Origin of the sequence: Actinoplanes sp. NPDC051513, from assembly GCF_044454685.1 — a bacterium.
GTDB lineage: Bacteria > Actinomycetota > Actinomycetes > Mycobacteriales > Micromonosporaceae > Actinoplanes.
The window spans coordinates 207,882-221,833 of sequence record NZ_JBITDW010000003.1; the positions used below are offsets into that span (position 1 = coordinate 207,882).

Annotated in this window: 12 protein-coding genes; 8 read left to right on the top strand and 4 right to left on the bottom strand. The window is 70.7% G+C overall.

Translation table 11 applies throughout. The features are described 5' to 3' along the window. Positions 1–82: 82 nt before the first annotated feature. Complete coding sequence (locus ACIA5D_RS11000) at positions 83–1,744, top strand: molybdopterin-dependent oxidoreductase (protein WP_396029691.1); 1,662 nt, start codon at positions 83–85, stop codon at positions 1,742–1,744. A 168-nt stretch (positions 1,745–1,912) separates the two neighbouring features. Here ACIA5D_RS11000 and ACIA5D_RS11005 read toward each other — a convergent pair whose 3' ends face one another. Further along, a complete protein-coding gene (locus ACIA5D_RS11005; RefSeq protein WP_396029692.1) occupies positions 1,913–2,302 on the bottom strand; it encodes a WhiB family transcriptional regulator in 390 nt (129 codons plus the stop codon). 210 nt (positions 2,303–2,512) lie between these two features. Between ACIA5D_RS11005 and ACIA5D_RS11010 the strand changes: the two genes are divergently transcribed. After that, the gene (locus ACIA5D_RS11010; RefSeq protein WP_396029693.1) at positions 2,513–3,364 is read left to right on the top strand and encodes a response regulator transcription factor; all 852 of its coding nucleotides are present in this window, start codon (positions 2,513–2,515) and stop codon (positions 3,362–3,364) included. 165 nt (positions 3,365–3,529) lie between these two features. On the opposite strand, the gene ACIA5D_RS11015 is transcribed toward ACIA5D_RS11010, so the two are convergent. Further along, a complete protein-coding gene (locus ACIA5D_RS11015) occupies positions 3,530–3,928 on the bottom strand; it encodes a DUF5319 domain-containing protein (protein WP_396029694.1) in 399 nt (132 codons plus the stop codon). Positions 3,929–4,050: 122 nt separating this feature from the next. Here ACIA5D_RS11015 and guaB point away from each other — a divergent pair, with 122 nt between their 5' ends. The 3 genes from guaB to ACIA5D_RS11030 all read left to right on the top strand — a co-directional run bounded on the left by guaB (position 4,051) and on the right by ACIA5D_RS11030 (position 8,171). Next, positions 4,051–5,538, top strand: a complete 1,488-nt coding sequence (gene guaB / locus ACIA5D_RS11020; RefSeq protein WP_396029695.1) for an IMP dehydrogenase — start codon at positions 4,051–4,053, stop codon at positions 5,536–5,538. 14 nt (positions 5,539–5,552) lie between these two features. After that, positions 5,553–6,671, top strand: a complete 1,119-nt coding sequence (locus ACIA5D_RS11025; RefSeq protein ID WP_396029696.1) for a GuaB3 family IMP dehydrogenase-related protein — start codon at positions 5,553–5,555, stop codon at positions 6,669–6,671. A gap of 102 nt (positions 6,672–6,773) precedes the next feature. Continuing rightward, the gene (locus tag ACIA5D_RS11030) at positions 6,774–8,171 is read left to right on the top strand and encodes a M1 family aminopeptidase (RefSeq protein WP_396029697.1); all 1,398 of its coding nucleotides are present in this window, start codon (positions 6,774–6,776) and stop codon (positions 8,169–8,171) included. Here the strand turns inward: ACIA5D_RS11030 and ACIA5D_RS11035 are convergent. Beyond that, on the bottom strand, positions 8,161–9,267 hold the full coding sequence (locus tag ACIA5D_RS11035) for an LCP family protein (RefSeq protein WP_396029698.1): 1,107 nt from the start codon (positions 9,265–9,267) through the stop codon (positions 8,161–8,163). The genes ACIA5D_RS11030 and ACIA5D_RS11035 overlap by 11 nt on opposite strands. Positions 9,268–9,433: 166 nt before the next feature. Between ACIA5D_RS11035 and ACIA5D_RS11040 the strand changes: the two genes are divergently transcribed. After that, entirely contained in the window at positions 9,434–10,792 is a 1,359-nt protein-coding gene (locus ACIA5D_RS11040) for a S8 family serine peptidase (protein WP_396029699.1), read from the top strand. Positions 10,793–10,801: 9 nt separating this feature from the next. Continuing rightward, positions 10,802–12,349, top strand: a complete 1,548-nt coding sequence (gene guaA / locus ACIA5D_RS11045) for a glutamine-hydrolyzing GMP synthase (protein WP_396029700.1) — start codon at positions 10,802–10,804, stop codon at positions 12,347–12,349. Between the two features lie 167 nt (positions 12,350–12,516). Here guaA and ACIA5D_RS11050 read toward each other — a convergent pair whose 3' ends face one another. Further along, positions 12,517–12,777, bottom strand: coding sequence for a PspC domain-containing protein (locus ACIA5D_RS11050; protein ID WP_396029701.1), 261 nt, complete (start codon positions 12,775–12,777; stop codon positions 12,517–12,519). 218 nt (positions 12,778–12,995) lie between these two features. Between ACIA5D_RS11050 and ACIA5D_RS11055 the strand changes: the two genes are divergently transcribed. After that, complete coding sequence (locus ACIA5D_RS11055) at positions 12,996–13,946, top strand: NUDIX hydrolase (protein ID WP_396029702.1); 951 nt, start codon at positions 12,996–12,998, stop codon at positions 13,944–13,946. The last annotated feature ends 6 nt before the right edge of the window (positions 13,947–13,952 follow it).

The window sequence follows — 13,952 nt, forward strand, 5'->3', positions numbered from 1 at the left end:
CGGCCGGGGACTGTGACGCGGTAGTTCTTACCGGCCGCTTACGGAGGTCGTCGCCCGGGCCCGCGCGGAGCAGGATGGTGGGGTGAATCTTTCCGTGCGCGCCGGGCTTTCCGGCGTGGCGGCCGCGGGCGCGGCCGTGGGTGTCGCGGAGGTGGTGGCGGTCTGGACCGGGCCGCTGTCGGCGCCGCTGCTGGCGGTCGGCGGCGTGGTGGTCGATCACGTGCCGCCCGCGGTCAAGGACTTCGGCGTGCAGGTCTTCGGCGTGCACGACAAGACGGCCCTGATCACCGGGACGGCGATCCTGCTCGCGGCCTATGCCTTCGGGCTCGGCGTGGTGGCGGCGCGGTGGTGGCGGCTCGGCCTGGCCGGGATCGGGTTGTTCGCGGCGATCGGGGTGGCCTCGGCCCTGACCCGGCACGACGCGGGCATCGTGGCGGCGTTGCCCACGCTGATCGGCGCCGGCCTGGCGGTCTGGCTGCTGCGCTATCTGCTGGAACTGGCGGGCGCCGAGCTGGCGGTGGCACCACCGGCCGAGGCGGCGCTCCCGGCGGGGGTCGGCGTCGGCCGGGTGGGGCCGGCCGTGTCCGTTGGCGCCGGCCCGGCGGCGGGAGACGGCCCGGACCACGACGGCGCCGTAGCCCCGAACCGGGGTGCTTCTCCCGACCCGTACGAAAAATTCAATGCGGAAGGCCGCCGGCGCTTTCTCAAAGCCCTCGGGATCACGGCCGGCGCCGCTCTTGTCTCCGGCGTCGCCGGACGCCTGCTCACCTCGCGCAAGGCCGTCACCACGGCGCGCAAGGCGGTCGTGCTGCCGGCGCCGCGCCAGTCCCCGCCGCCGCTGCCCGCCGGGGTGCAGGCGCCCGGTGCGACCCCCTACATCTCGCCCAACAAAGACTTCTACCGGATCGACACCGCGCTGTATCCGCCGCAGGTCGATCCCTCGACGTGGCAGTTGCGGATCCACGGGATGGTGCGCAACCCGATCACGATCAGCTGGGAGCAGCTGCTGCAACGACCGATGATCGAGCGGTACGTGACGCTGGCCTGTGTGTCCAATGAAGTCGGCGGCGATCTCATCGGCAACGCGCTGTGGCTCGGCACGCCGATCAAGGAGCTGCTCGACGAGGCCGGCCCGCTGCCCGGCGCCGACCAGGTCGTGCAGCGGTCGGTGGACGGCTGGACCTGCGGCAGCCCGACCGCGACGCTGCGCGACGGGCGGGACGCGCTGCTCGCGATCGGGATGAACGGCGAGCCGCTGCCGGTCAACCACGGCTTCCCGGTGCGGATGGTGGTGCCCGGCCTGTACGGCTACGTCAGCGCCTGCAAGTGGATCACCGAGATCGAGTTGTCGCGGTTCTCCGATTTCGACGCTTACTGGGTGCCGCGTGGCTGGGCCCAGCAGGCGCCGATCAAGACCGAGTCGCGGATCGACACGCCCCACGACGGCGCCCAACGCTCGCCCGGCACGGTGGTGATCGCGGGGGTGGCCTGGGCGCAGCACGTAGGGATCAAGAAGGTCGAGGTACAGATCGACGGGGACGCGTGGGTGGAGGCGACGCTGGCCGCCACCGTCTCGAGCGACACCTGGCGGCAATGGAACTACGCCTGGCAGGCGACCGGGGGAGAGCACACGATCCGGGTACGCGCAACCGACAACTCGGGGTACACACAGACGAGCACGCCGGCCTCTCCGGCACCCGACGGGGCGACAGGATGGCATTCCGTGCAGGTCAGCGTCGGGTAGTGCCATTGGCCCGACGCCGCACTACCAGTGCGGCTTCGGAGCGCAAGTCGCTCATACGGTGGGTTGCATGTCCACCGATGCGGTTGTTGAAGAGCCGTCGTACAACCGGACCCGGCGGCCTCCGTCCGGGTATCGGGTCGTGGGGGTGATGCCCCGCGCCGGGCGGTCTCAGGCCGCCGGGGCCTGCCGCTGCGCCGGCACGGCAGTCTTGTGGGGGCGGCCCAGGCGCGCCTCGAGCCGAGCAAGGTCGACGCGTCCGTGATGACGGTCGGCGAGGTCTTCCCAGCCGACGGCGAGCAGCCGCAGCCGCTCCGCTTCGCTGAAACCTCCCCAGACCCCGTACGGCTCGCGAACCGCAAGGGCGTGCGCGGCGCATTCCGCCCGGACCGGGCAGGCGCCACACATGGCCTTGGCCTTGGCCTCGCGGCGGTTGCGGGACGATCCGCGCTCGCCATCGGGGTGGAAGAACTGCGCGCTGTCCCGACCACGGCACAGGCCGAGTCGCTGCCAGTCCCACAGGTCGGCGATGGGCCCGGGCAGTCTGCGAACGTTCGACATCAATCGCCCTCCTCGGTCATGAGGGGCCTTGCACAGGCCTGGCGGGGTGTTACCCCGGTGATCCCCGGCTCACACACCGATCTTCGATGTCTTCACGAGCCGCATGACATCGGTAGAGCAACTCATACCGATCTTTCCCATTTTTTCCATCTAAAGCGCGTAATGCTGCGGCCCTCGCGTGATCTCCTCTGAGAGAGAAGGAGGATCACTGTGCGTACCGTCCTCGTGTGCGTCCGTACCCCGCTGGCGGCCCAGACCGTCGCGTCCACCGCGGCCCGGCTCGGCATGACCGGCGTCGTCCGGACCGCGGTCAGCGAGACCGAGGCCATGATCCGACTGGCTGAACGGCCGGCCGAAGTGGTCCTCGCCGACACCGCTGTGACCCGTCCCGACAGCGTCGGTTTCACCCGGCGCGTCCTCGCCCGCGCCCCGCAGGCGCAGTTGGTGCTCTTCGGCGCGGAAGATCCGCGGGTAGCCGCGGCGGCCGTCGCGGCCGGCGCCCGCGGCGTCATCCGCGGCGTCGAGCACGACCTGGTCAGCGTCGTCGCCAAGGCGTTGCTGCTTCTCCTGCTGCCGGTGCGGCCGCAGGGCATGCCGATCAACGGAACGAACGCGCAGCCGGCGGGGGTCGCCGGCGGCGCGCGGAACAACAACTCGCCGGCGGCGCGGGCCGCCGCCTATCAGAACGGCCTCGGCATGGGTGCGCCGAACGCGGCGGCCGTGCCGGCCATGCTGCCCAACTCGCCGATGGTGCCCGCCCAGCGTGGCGACGCGCCGATCGACCCGGCCACCGGGCGGCCCATGGTGGCCTGGCCGGGCAACGAGACCCAGGTCGGCGTCGCCGACCCGGCGCCCGCCGGCCGGCGGCTCACGCTCACCGAGCGCGAGCTGCAGGTGCTGCGGGGGATGGCCGACGGCAAGAGCAATGCCGAGATCGGGCGCGAGCTCTTCGTCTCGGAGGACACGGTCAAGACCCACGCCCGCCGCTTGTTCCGCAAGCTGGGCGCCCGCGACCGCGCACACGCGGTAGCAGCCGGCTTCCGCGCCGGACTAGTGGCCTGACGAACTAGTGGCCTGATTGAATATTCGCGATCGCCCCGCCGATGAGCGGGCAGTCGATTTGTCGTCGCCGCGGGGTTTGCGGCGCCGGGAAATCGCCTGCCCGCTCATCGGCCCCGAAGGGGCGATTGCCCGCGGAGCGACGCGGAGCCAGCTAGCTCAGCCAACCTACTCAGCGTCGTCGGTTCCTTCTGTCAGGGTGTCGTGTACGCCGTCGGCGTAACCCCGCGCGTACTCCCACGTCACATAGTGATCAGGGTCGGGGTCGTACGCCGGCTCGTGCACCCGCGGGCGGCCGCTCGACAGCAGATGCCGCAGGTTTCCCCGCAGCAGGTCCCAGTCGAAGTAGTGTGGCTCGTGGCAGTCCTCGCACTCGATGACCAGCCCGCGAATGCCCGTGGGACTCAACAGCGCCTGGTAGATCTCCAGGTCGGAGAGGTCCTCGAGGACATCCTGCCGTTCCGCCTCGGTCAGCGGCTCGGCCTCGGCGTCGTCGCCGAGGTCTTCGAGCTCCGCCGCCGGGTCGGTGGGGTCGCCGTTGAACGGGTCGATGGGCTCATCCTGCACCCTCATACCGTACTCACCTCGGGCGGATGTGTGCTGGCCCGCACGTCCTGTCCGTCGCACGGGGCCGCACCAGGTGGATGGGTACGATGAACCATCCGTCTTCCGGCAGTTAGGGATGCTCCGTGGAAAGCGACTCGGCCCGTACGGTTCCACTCGGTCTGACCTTCGATGACGTGCTGCTCCAGCCCGGCGAATCGGACATCGTGCCGAGCCGGGTCAACACCAATACCCGCCTGACGCGGAACATCGGGCTCACCGTCCCGGTCCTGTCCGCGGCGATGGACACCGTGACCGAGGCGCGCATGGCGATCGCCATGGCTCGCGAGGGCGGCATCGGCGTCCTGCACCGCAACCTCTCCCCGGAAGATCAGGCGGCCCAGGTCGACCTGGTGAAGCGGTCCGAGTCCGGCATGATCACCAACCCGGTGACCTGCAGCCCCGACGACACCCTGCGCGAGGTCGACGCGCTCTGCGCCCGGTACCGCATCTCCGGCGTGCCGGTCGTGGACGGCGACGGCACGCTGGTCGGCATCGTGACCAACCGCGACATGCGCTTCGTCACCGACCACGGGGTCAAGGTGCGCGAGGTGATGACCAGGTCGCCGCTGATCACCGCGCCGGTCGGCGTCAGCAAGGACGACGCGCTCGCGCTGCTGCAGCGCCACAAGGTCGAGAAGCTGCCGCTGGTCGACGAGAACGGCCGGCTCCGCGGCCTGATCACGGTGAAAGACTTCACGAAGTCCGAGCAGTACCCGTTCGCCACCAAGGACGAGCAGGGCCGGCTGCGGGTCGCGGCCGCGGTGGGCGTCGGCGACGAGTCCTACAAGCGGGCCCGCGGCCTGATCGACGCCGGCGTCGACGTGATCATTGTGGACACGTCGCACGGCCACCAGCGCCAGGTGCTCGACATGATCGCCCGCCTCAAGCGCGACACGGTGACCGATATCGTCGGCGGCAACGTCGCGACCTTCGCGGGCGCCAAGGCCATGGTCGCGGCCGGCGCCGACGCGGTGAAGGTCGGCGTGGGCCCGGGCGCCATCTGCACGACGCGCATCGTCGCGGGCGTCGGCGTACCGCAGATCACCGCGGTGATGGAGGCGACCCGTGCCTGCCGCCCGGCCGGCGTCCCGGTGATCGCCGACGGCGGCATCCAGTACTCCGGCGACATCGCCAAGGCGCTCGTGGCCGGGGCCGAGACCGTGATGCTGGGCGGGCTGCTGGCCGGCTCGGAAGAGAGCCCCGGCGACCTGATCTTCGTGAACGGCAAGCAGTACAAGCAGTACCGCGGCATGGGCTCGCTCGGCGCGATGCAGTCCCGCGGCCAGGCGAAGTCGTACTCGAAGGATCGCTACTTCCAGCACGACGTGCCCGAGGAGAAGCTCGTTCCCGAGGGCGTCGAGGGCCAGGTGCCGTACCGCGGGCCGCTGTCGCGGGTGCTCGCCCAGCTCGTCGGCGGCGTGCGGCTGGCCATGGGCTACGCGGGCGCCGAGACCATTCCGGACTTGCAGGAGCGTGGCCAGCTCATCAGGATTACCGCTGCCGGTCTGAAGGAGAGCCACCCGCACGACATCCAGATGACGGTCGAAGCTCCGAATTATCACTCCCGCTAACAAGGACTGAAGAGATGCGTGACGTCGTGGAGATCGGTCTCGGCAAGACCGCTCAGCGCGGTTACCACCTGGACGACATTGCCATCGTCCCGAGCCGGCGCACCCGCGACGTGGATGACGTGTCCACCGAGTGGCGCGTCGACGCGTACCCCTTCAAGATTCCCTGCGTCGCCCATCCGTCCGACGCCACGATGAGCCCGGAATCAGCGGTCGCCCTGGGCCGCCTCGGCGGCCTGGGCGTGCTCAACGCCGAGGGCCTGTGGACGCGCTACGAGGACCCCACCAAGATCCTGGAGGAGCTGGCGTCGCTCGGCGAGGACGCCGACGCCACCAAGCGCCTCCAGGAGGTGTACGCCGAGCCGATCAGGCCGGAACTGATCGCCGAGCGGGTCAAGACGATGCGGGAGGGCGGCGTCACCGTCGCCGTCCGGGTGTCGCCGCAGCACACGCTCGCGCTCGCCCCGGTGGTGCTCGACGCCGGCATCGACCTGCTGGTCATCCAGGGCACCCTGGTCAGCGCCGAGCACGTCTCGGTGACCGACGAGCCGCTCAACCTGAAGGAGTTCATCGCCGACCTCGACCTGCCGGTCATCGTCGGCGGTTGCACCGACTACAAGACAGCGCTGCACCTTATGCGTACCGGCGCGGCCGGCGTGATCGTGGGCGTGGGCGCCGACGAGTGGTCGACCACCGACACGGTCCTGGGCATCCGGGTGCCGATGGCCACCGCGATCGCCGACGCCGCGGCCGCCCGCCGCGACTACCTGGACGAGACCGGCGGCCGCTACGTTCACCTGATCGCCGACGGCGGGATCAGCACATCGGGCGACATCGCGAAGGCGATCGGCTGCGGCGCCGACGCGGTGATGCTCGGCGAGCCGCTGTCGCTGGCCGAGGGCGCGCCGGCCGGTGGCGCCTGGTGGCACTCGTCGGCGAGCCACCCGTCGCTGCCGCGCGGCGGTTTCTGCATCGCCGGCGAGCCGGACGGGACGCTGGAGGAGCTGCTGTACGGCCCGGCCGACCGGCCCGACGGCCAGCTGAACCTGTTCGGCGGTCTCAAACGGGCGATGGCCAAGTGCGGGTACCGCGACGTCAAGGAGTTCCAGAAGGTGGCGTTGGTCCTCGACCGGTAATCACTGAGGGTTATTCACGACCTTCCTCAAGTTGCAGCAAGGGCGAGGTAGGCGACGTGGTCTCCACCGTCGTGAATAACCCTCACTGGATACTCTCGGCGCATGAGGCGTGCGGGATGTCTGGTTGCTGTGCTTTTGCTGGGCGGGTGCTCGGCGGGCCATCCGTCGCCCGCCGCCCCGCCCAGCGTCAACTTCGCGCCCGGCGCGCCGGGCGCCGGTGACGCGTACTTCCCGACCTACGGCAACGGCGGCTACGACGTTTCGGGATACGACCTGAAGGTCAGATACGACCCGGCCAAGCGCGAGCTCACCGGCACCGCCACGATCACGGCCGCCGCGACCCAGGATCTGTCCCGGTTCGACCTGGACCTCGCGCACCTGACCGCCTCCAAGGTGACCGTGGACGGTGCGGCCGCGGCGGCGAAGGACGACGGCAACGAGCTGGTCATCACCCCGGCGACCGGCCTGCGCATCGGGAAGACCTTCACCGTCGTCATCGACTACGGCGGCACCCCGGGCCAGCTGGCGAACAAGACCCTCGGCGACGGCGGCTGGCTGAGCAGCGGCACCGACGGCGCCCTCGCCCTGGGCCAGCCCGAATCGGCGAGCACCTGGTTCCCGGTCAACGACCACCCTTCCGACAAGGCCACGTTCGCCCTCGCGATCACCGTCCCCGACGGCCTGACCGCGCTCAGCATCGGCGTGCCCGGGCCGCGCAACAGCGCCGGCGGCTGGACGACCTGGCGCTGGACCGAGAGCTCGCCGCTGGCCAGCTACCTCTCCACTGTGGTCATCGGCAAGTACCGGGTCACCACGACCACCCACGACGGCAAGCCGATGGTCACCGCGGTGCCCGCGTCGCTGCCCGCCACCGGGCCGGCCGCGAAGTCGATGGCCCGCACCGGCGAGATCGCGGACTTCCTGGCCACCAAGTTCGGACCGTACCCTTTCGACTCGTACGGCGGGATCGTCGTCGACGACAACCGGATCCACTACGCGCTGGAAACGCAGTCCCGGCCCACGTACGGCCAGGGGTTCTTCAGTTCCGATCCCAACCCCACCGTCGTCGCGCACGAGCTGGCCCACCAGTGGTTCGGCGACAGCGTCGCGCTCGAGCGCTGGCAGGACATCTGGCTCAACGAGGGCTTCGCCACCTACGCCGAGTGGCTGTGGCAGGAGCACGAGGGCACCGAGTCCATCAAGGACAACTTCGAGCGCACGTACGCCGGCTTCGACTGGACCCAGGCGCCCGGCGACCCCGGCGTCGCGCACCTGTTCGGCAGCGCCGTCTACGACCGCGGCGGCATGACCGTGTATGCGCTGCGCCTGAAGATCGGCGACGCGGCCTTCGGCAAGCTGCTCACCACCTGGACCAGCGAGCACCGCGACGGCAACGTGGACACCGCCGACCTGATCACGCTGGCCGAGACGATCTCGGGCCAGGACCTCGACACGTTCTTCCGGGCCTGGCTGTACGGCAAGAAGGCGCCTACTTATTGATCAGCTTGGGGTGCTTGGCGAGGTAGGGCGCGATCTGCCGCTTCGCCACGGCCTGGAGGAAGCCCTTGCTCTCGGCGGTGAGCTGCTCCCCGAGGTAGGAGCCGCCGCTGCCGACCCCGCTGCCCGGAAGCTGCACCAGCGTGATCGCTTCCGGCCGCAAAGAGCGCAACGCGTACGCGTACTCCAGCGGCGTCCGTCCGCCCAGGTACACCAGCGCGTCCCCGAGGGCGGAGATCACCGATTGCAACTTGTCCGGATTGTCGGCGAGGCCCTGGCCGAGCGCCTTGCCGAGGATCGCCCGCACGAGCTGCCGCTGGTGACGGGTGCGGTCGTAGTCGCCGTCGGGCAGGCCGTACCGCTGCCGCGCGTAGTCGATCGCCTGCCACCCCACGAAGTGCCGCTTGCCCGGCTGGTAGACGGCCTGCGGGCCGAGGTAGTCGCCGCCGCCCGGCTTGAGCGGCCGGGTCGACCCGTCCGGCTTGCGGTGGTGCGACTTCACCTTCTGGTCGACGACCATGTCGACGCCGCCGAGCTCGTCGACCAATTTGTCGAGCCCGCCGAAGTTGAGGATCGCCCCGGCCTGGAACTGCTTGATCCCGGTGTACGCGGTGAGCGTCTTCGTGAGCAGCGCGTAGCCCTGCTGCACACTGTGCTTCTTGGACCCCGGAACCCGTGATCCCCGGCTCATCGCCTCGGTCAGCTTGAACGTCCCGCCGCCGAACCCGGCCTTGGCGAACGCCGGCATCTTGACCCGCAGGTCGCGCGGCAGCGAGTAGAGATAGGCCTTCTTCAGTCCCGGCTCGACGTGCAACAGCATGATCGTGTCGGAGTGCGGCTCCCAGTCCGGGACGCTCACCCGGGTGTCGACGCCCAGCAGCACGAGGTCGAGGGGCCCGGTGATGTCCGCGCCGGGCGACGGGGGCGGCGCCGGTGACGGGCTTTCCGTGGTCGGCACGGCGGATGGCGACGCCGGCGGCGCGGCCTGTGGCTCGGTGCGCGCCGGCTTGCGTGCGACGGCCAGGGCGATCCCGCCGCCGCCCAGAAGCACGACCACGACCGCACCGACGATCCACCACGACAACTTCCGGTTCCGCACAGCGGAACAGTAGAGGACGCCATCCACTCGCTCAATGCCTCATGATCCGGCGGTCGCCACGGCAACCCGGTTGCAACTGCGAAGAACCGTAAAGATCTGACCGCAAACCGAAGGTGAGGGAGCCGGCCACCATGGCCGGCTTCTTTCACGTCACGGGGGCGGGTCGATGCGCGCACTTCTGAGTCTTCTGCTCGCGGCCACCCCCGTCGCGCACGCCGACGCCATCCGCCCCGACGACCCCGGTTACTCCGGCCAGTGGGGCATCGTCCGCACCCACGTCAACGAGGCCTGGTCGTCCGGCCGCGGCAACGCCCGGGTCACCATCGCGATCGTCGACACCGGCGTCACCCGCCTGCCCGACCTGGCCCCGCGCATGCTGACCGGCCACGACTTCGTCAACGACGACGACGATCCCGCCGACGACAACGGCCACGGCACGATGGCCGCCGGCGTCGCCGCCGCCTCGGGCTACAACAAGACCGGCGTCGCCGGCGTCTGCTGGTACTGCCGGATCCTGCCGGTCAAGGTCCTCGACGCGAAGGGCAACGGCGGCTACGACAAGATCGCCGAGGGCATCCGGTACGCCGCCGACCAGGGCGCCACCATCATCAGCCTCTCCCTGGGCGGCGCCGACGACAGCAAGCTCCTGCGCGACGCGGTCACCTACGCCGACGCGAAGGGCTCGCTCGTCGTGGCCGCGGCCGGCAACCAGGGCTCGCCGCAGCCGCATTACCCCGCGGCCATCCCGTCGGTGCTCTCTGTCGGCGGCGTCGACGAGCGGGACCGCCGGTACTCCTGGTCCAACTACGGCTCGAGCTGGGTCGACGTGACCGCCCCCGGCTGCAATCCCGCCCAGCGGCCCGACGGCGCGATCGGCCAGTACTGCGGCACCTCATCGGCGACCCCCTTCGTCGCCGGTGTCGCGGGCCTGCTCGCCTCGACCGACCCCGCGCCGTCCGCCGCGGTGATCCGCAAGGCGCTGACCGGCGGCCGGGTCGACGCCTTGCGCTCGCTGGCTGCCCTGCCGTACACCGGCGACCAGACGAAGCCGGCTGTCGCCTTCGGCGCGACACCCACGCGAGCCAGGGGAGTGGTCACCGTCACCGCGGCCGCGGCGGATCAGCATGGGGTTCAGCGAGTTCAGCTGTACGCGGGCGGCAAGCTCATCGCCACCGACACGACCGCGCCGTACTCGTTCCGCTGGAACTCCGCATCCATGACCGGCAACGTTCCGCTGGACCTGCGCGCGTACGACCGCGCCGGCAACATGACCCTGGTCCGTCGCTATGTCCGCGCCGACAACACCGTGCCCGCGGTCACGGTCTATCCCCGCGCCGCCTCGGTGACGGCCCGCGCCACCGACGCCTCCGGCATCGCCCGGCTCGAGCTGGTGGTCAACGGCAAGGTCACCTCGCGCTACGCCGGCTACCTGCGCTGGTTCGGCATCCCGAAGAAGGCGAAGACCGTCGTGGTCCGTGCCTACGACAGGGCGGGCAACGTCCGGGCGGTCACCGTCCGCCGGTAAACTCGGCGGGTGAGTACCCCGCGTCCCGTGCTCGTCGTCGACTTCGGCGCCCAGTACGCCCAGTTGATCGCCCGCCGCGTCCGCGAGGCGCGCGTCTATTCCGAGATCGTGCCCCACTCGATGCCGGTCGCCGACATGCTCGCCAAGAACCCCGCCGCCATCATCCTGTCCGGCGGCCCGTCCAGCGTGTACGAGGCCGGCGCCCCCGCGCTCGACGCCACCCTGTTCGACAACGAGGTGCCGGTCTTCGGCATCTGCTACGGCTTCCAGGCGATGGCCCAGGCGCTGGGCGGCACGGTCGCGCACACCGGCGCCCGCGAGTACGGCCGCACCCTGCTCTCCGCCCAGGGCGGCACCCTGCTGCGCGACCTCCCGGCCGACCTTCCGGTCTGGATGAGCCACGGCGACAGCGTCGCGGTGGCCCCCGAGGGCTTCGCGGTCACCGCCTCGACCCCGGGCGCTCCCGTCGCCGCCTTCGAAGACCTCACGGCCAGGCGCGCCGGCGTGCAGTTCCACCCCGAGGTGGCGCACACCGAGCAGGGCCAGGAAATGCTCAAGCGCTTCCTGTACGACATCGCCGGCATCGAGCCCACCTGGACGCCCAGCAACATCATCGACGACCAGGTGGCCGCCATCCGCGCCCGGGTCGGCGACAAGCAGGTCCTTTGCGCGCTCTCCGGCGGCGTCGACTCGGGCGTCGCCGCGGCCCTCGTGCACAAGGCCGTCGGCGACCAGTTGACCTGCGTCTTCGTCGACCACGGCCTGCTGCGCGCCGGCGAGGCCGAGCAGGTCGAGAAAGACTACGTGGCCGCCACCGGCATCCGGCTGAAGGTCGTGGACGCTTCCGAGGTGTTCCTCGGCCACCTGGCCGGCGTGACCGACCCCGAACAGAAGCGCAAGATCATCGGCCGGGAGTTCATCCGCACCTTCGAGGCCGCGGCCCGCGAGCTGGACGCCGAGCGCCACATCGAGTTCCTGGTCCAGGGCACGCTCTACCCCGACGTGGTCGAGTCCGGCGGCGGCACCGGCACCGCCAACATCAAGTCGCACCACAACGTGGGCGGCCTCCCCGACGACCTTCAGTTCACGCTGATCGAGCCGCTGCGCACCCTCTTCAAGGACGAGGTGCGCGCGCTCGGCCGAGAGCTGGGCCTGCCCGACGAGATGGTCAGCCGCCACCCGTTCCCCGGCCCCGGGCTGGCGATCCGCATCATCGGCGCGGTCGACCCCGACCGGCTCGACATCCTGCGCGCGGCCGACCTGATCGCCCGCGAGGAACTGGCGGCATCGGGCCTCGACCGCGAGGTGTGGCAGTTCCCGGTGGTGCTGCTGGCCGACGTCCGCAGCGTGGGCGTCCAGGGCGACGGCCGCACCTACGGTCACCCGGTGGTGCTGCGCCCGGTCTCCAGCGAAGACGCGATGACCGCCGACTGGTCGCGGCTGCCGTACGACCTGATCGCCCGCATCTCGACCCGCATCACCAACGAGGTGCGCGAGATCAACCGGGTCGTCCTCGACGTCACCAGCAAGCCGCCGGGCACCATCGAGTGGGAATAGGCAACCTCCGTGCGTCGTCGGTGTGTCTCCCTGAGTGAAGGGAGGGCCGATCATGCCCAGCGACACCGAAATGCGACTGAGCGCCGCGTTGCAGGAGATCTTTGGGTTCTGGCCTTATGTGATCGACGTCGATCACATCGAGGAACGCGGGCGGCGGCGGCTGCGGGTCAGCTGGTGGGCCGGCCCCAGGTCGGGTCGGAGGAGTCGCGCCAGGCCGGCGCGGCCGGCACCGGCGCCTCGGGGATGAGGAACCAGCAGACCGGGTAGGCGATCAGCGCCACGCCCCAGGTCACCACGGCGAAGATGGCGAACGCGACCCGGATCAGCACCGGGTCGACGCCGAAGTAGCGTCCGATGCCGCTGCAGACACCGGCGACGATGCGGTCGTCCTGGGGGCGGAGGAGGCGGCGGTAGGGTGCGTCAGTCATGCCACCATGGTGGCTGCCGCGGGGGCCCGGCGACCTCGGTGAGAGCCCCGAGAACGACCCTGAAATCGGGCCTCACAAGACGAGGAACAAAGGGTGACGAAGTGGCAACCGGCGGTAGGGAACACCCAATTTACCTGCGATAACGCACGGTCATCACGCTGTCAGGAATCCGACAGACGTTTTCTGTAGGTAACATATTCCGGGCAGAATTGCCGCCCGTGACCCCCGCACTGGAACCACTTCGGCGAATCGCCGCGTACGCCGTCGCCACCGACGACGACGGTCGTGTGCTGCTCGTCCGAGCCTCGAGCCGCTCCGGCACCCCCGGCGTCTGGTCGCTCCCCGGCGGCGCAGTCGACCATGGTGAAGATCCCAACCACACCGTCGTCCGCGAGACCGCGGCCGAGACGGGCCTGTCCGTCGCCGTCACCGGCTTGCGCGATGTGCTGGCCGACATGCGCTCGCTGCCGCACCGTGGCGTCACCATCCACACCGACCGCCTCATCTACTCGGTCTCGATCCGCGGTGGCACGCTGATCGACCGGGTCGGCCACCCCACCGACCTGGCCCGCTGGCACACCCGCGACGAGCTGGCGAAACTCAAGCTCCGCCAGTTCACCGCCGACGCGCTGGGCCTGGGCGCCGCGAGCGCCGACCTGCGGCCCGAGCCCGCCCCCGAGTTCCCGTCGTTCTACGCCTACCCCGGCCCCGACGGCCTGCACCGGGCGCAGCGCTTCGCCGCGTACGCGATCGCCACGGACGCCCAGGAGGCGAGCCTGCTGCTCACCCGCATCGCCCCCGGGTACCCGGGCGAGGGCCGCTGGCACCTGCCCGGCGGCGGCACCGACTACGGCGAGCAGCCCGGCACCGCGCTGATCCGCGAGCTCGTGGAGGAGACCGGCCAGCAGGGCCGCCTCATCGAGCTGCTGGGCGTGGCGAGCCACCGCGACGCGGCCTCGCTGGGCCCCGAGGGCTACCCGATCGACTGGCACGGCGTCCGCGCCTTCTACCGGGTGGTCGTCGACGCGCCCACCGAGGTGACCGTCAAGGACGTCGGCGGCTCGACCTCGGACGCGCGCTGGATGGCGCTCGCGGAGGTCGCCGCGCTCGGCGACGACCTGCTGACCGAGGTGACCGCCGAGGCGCTCCGGAAGGCCAAGCTGATCTAGCCCCGA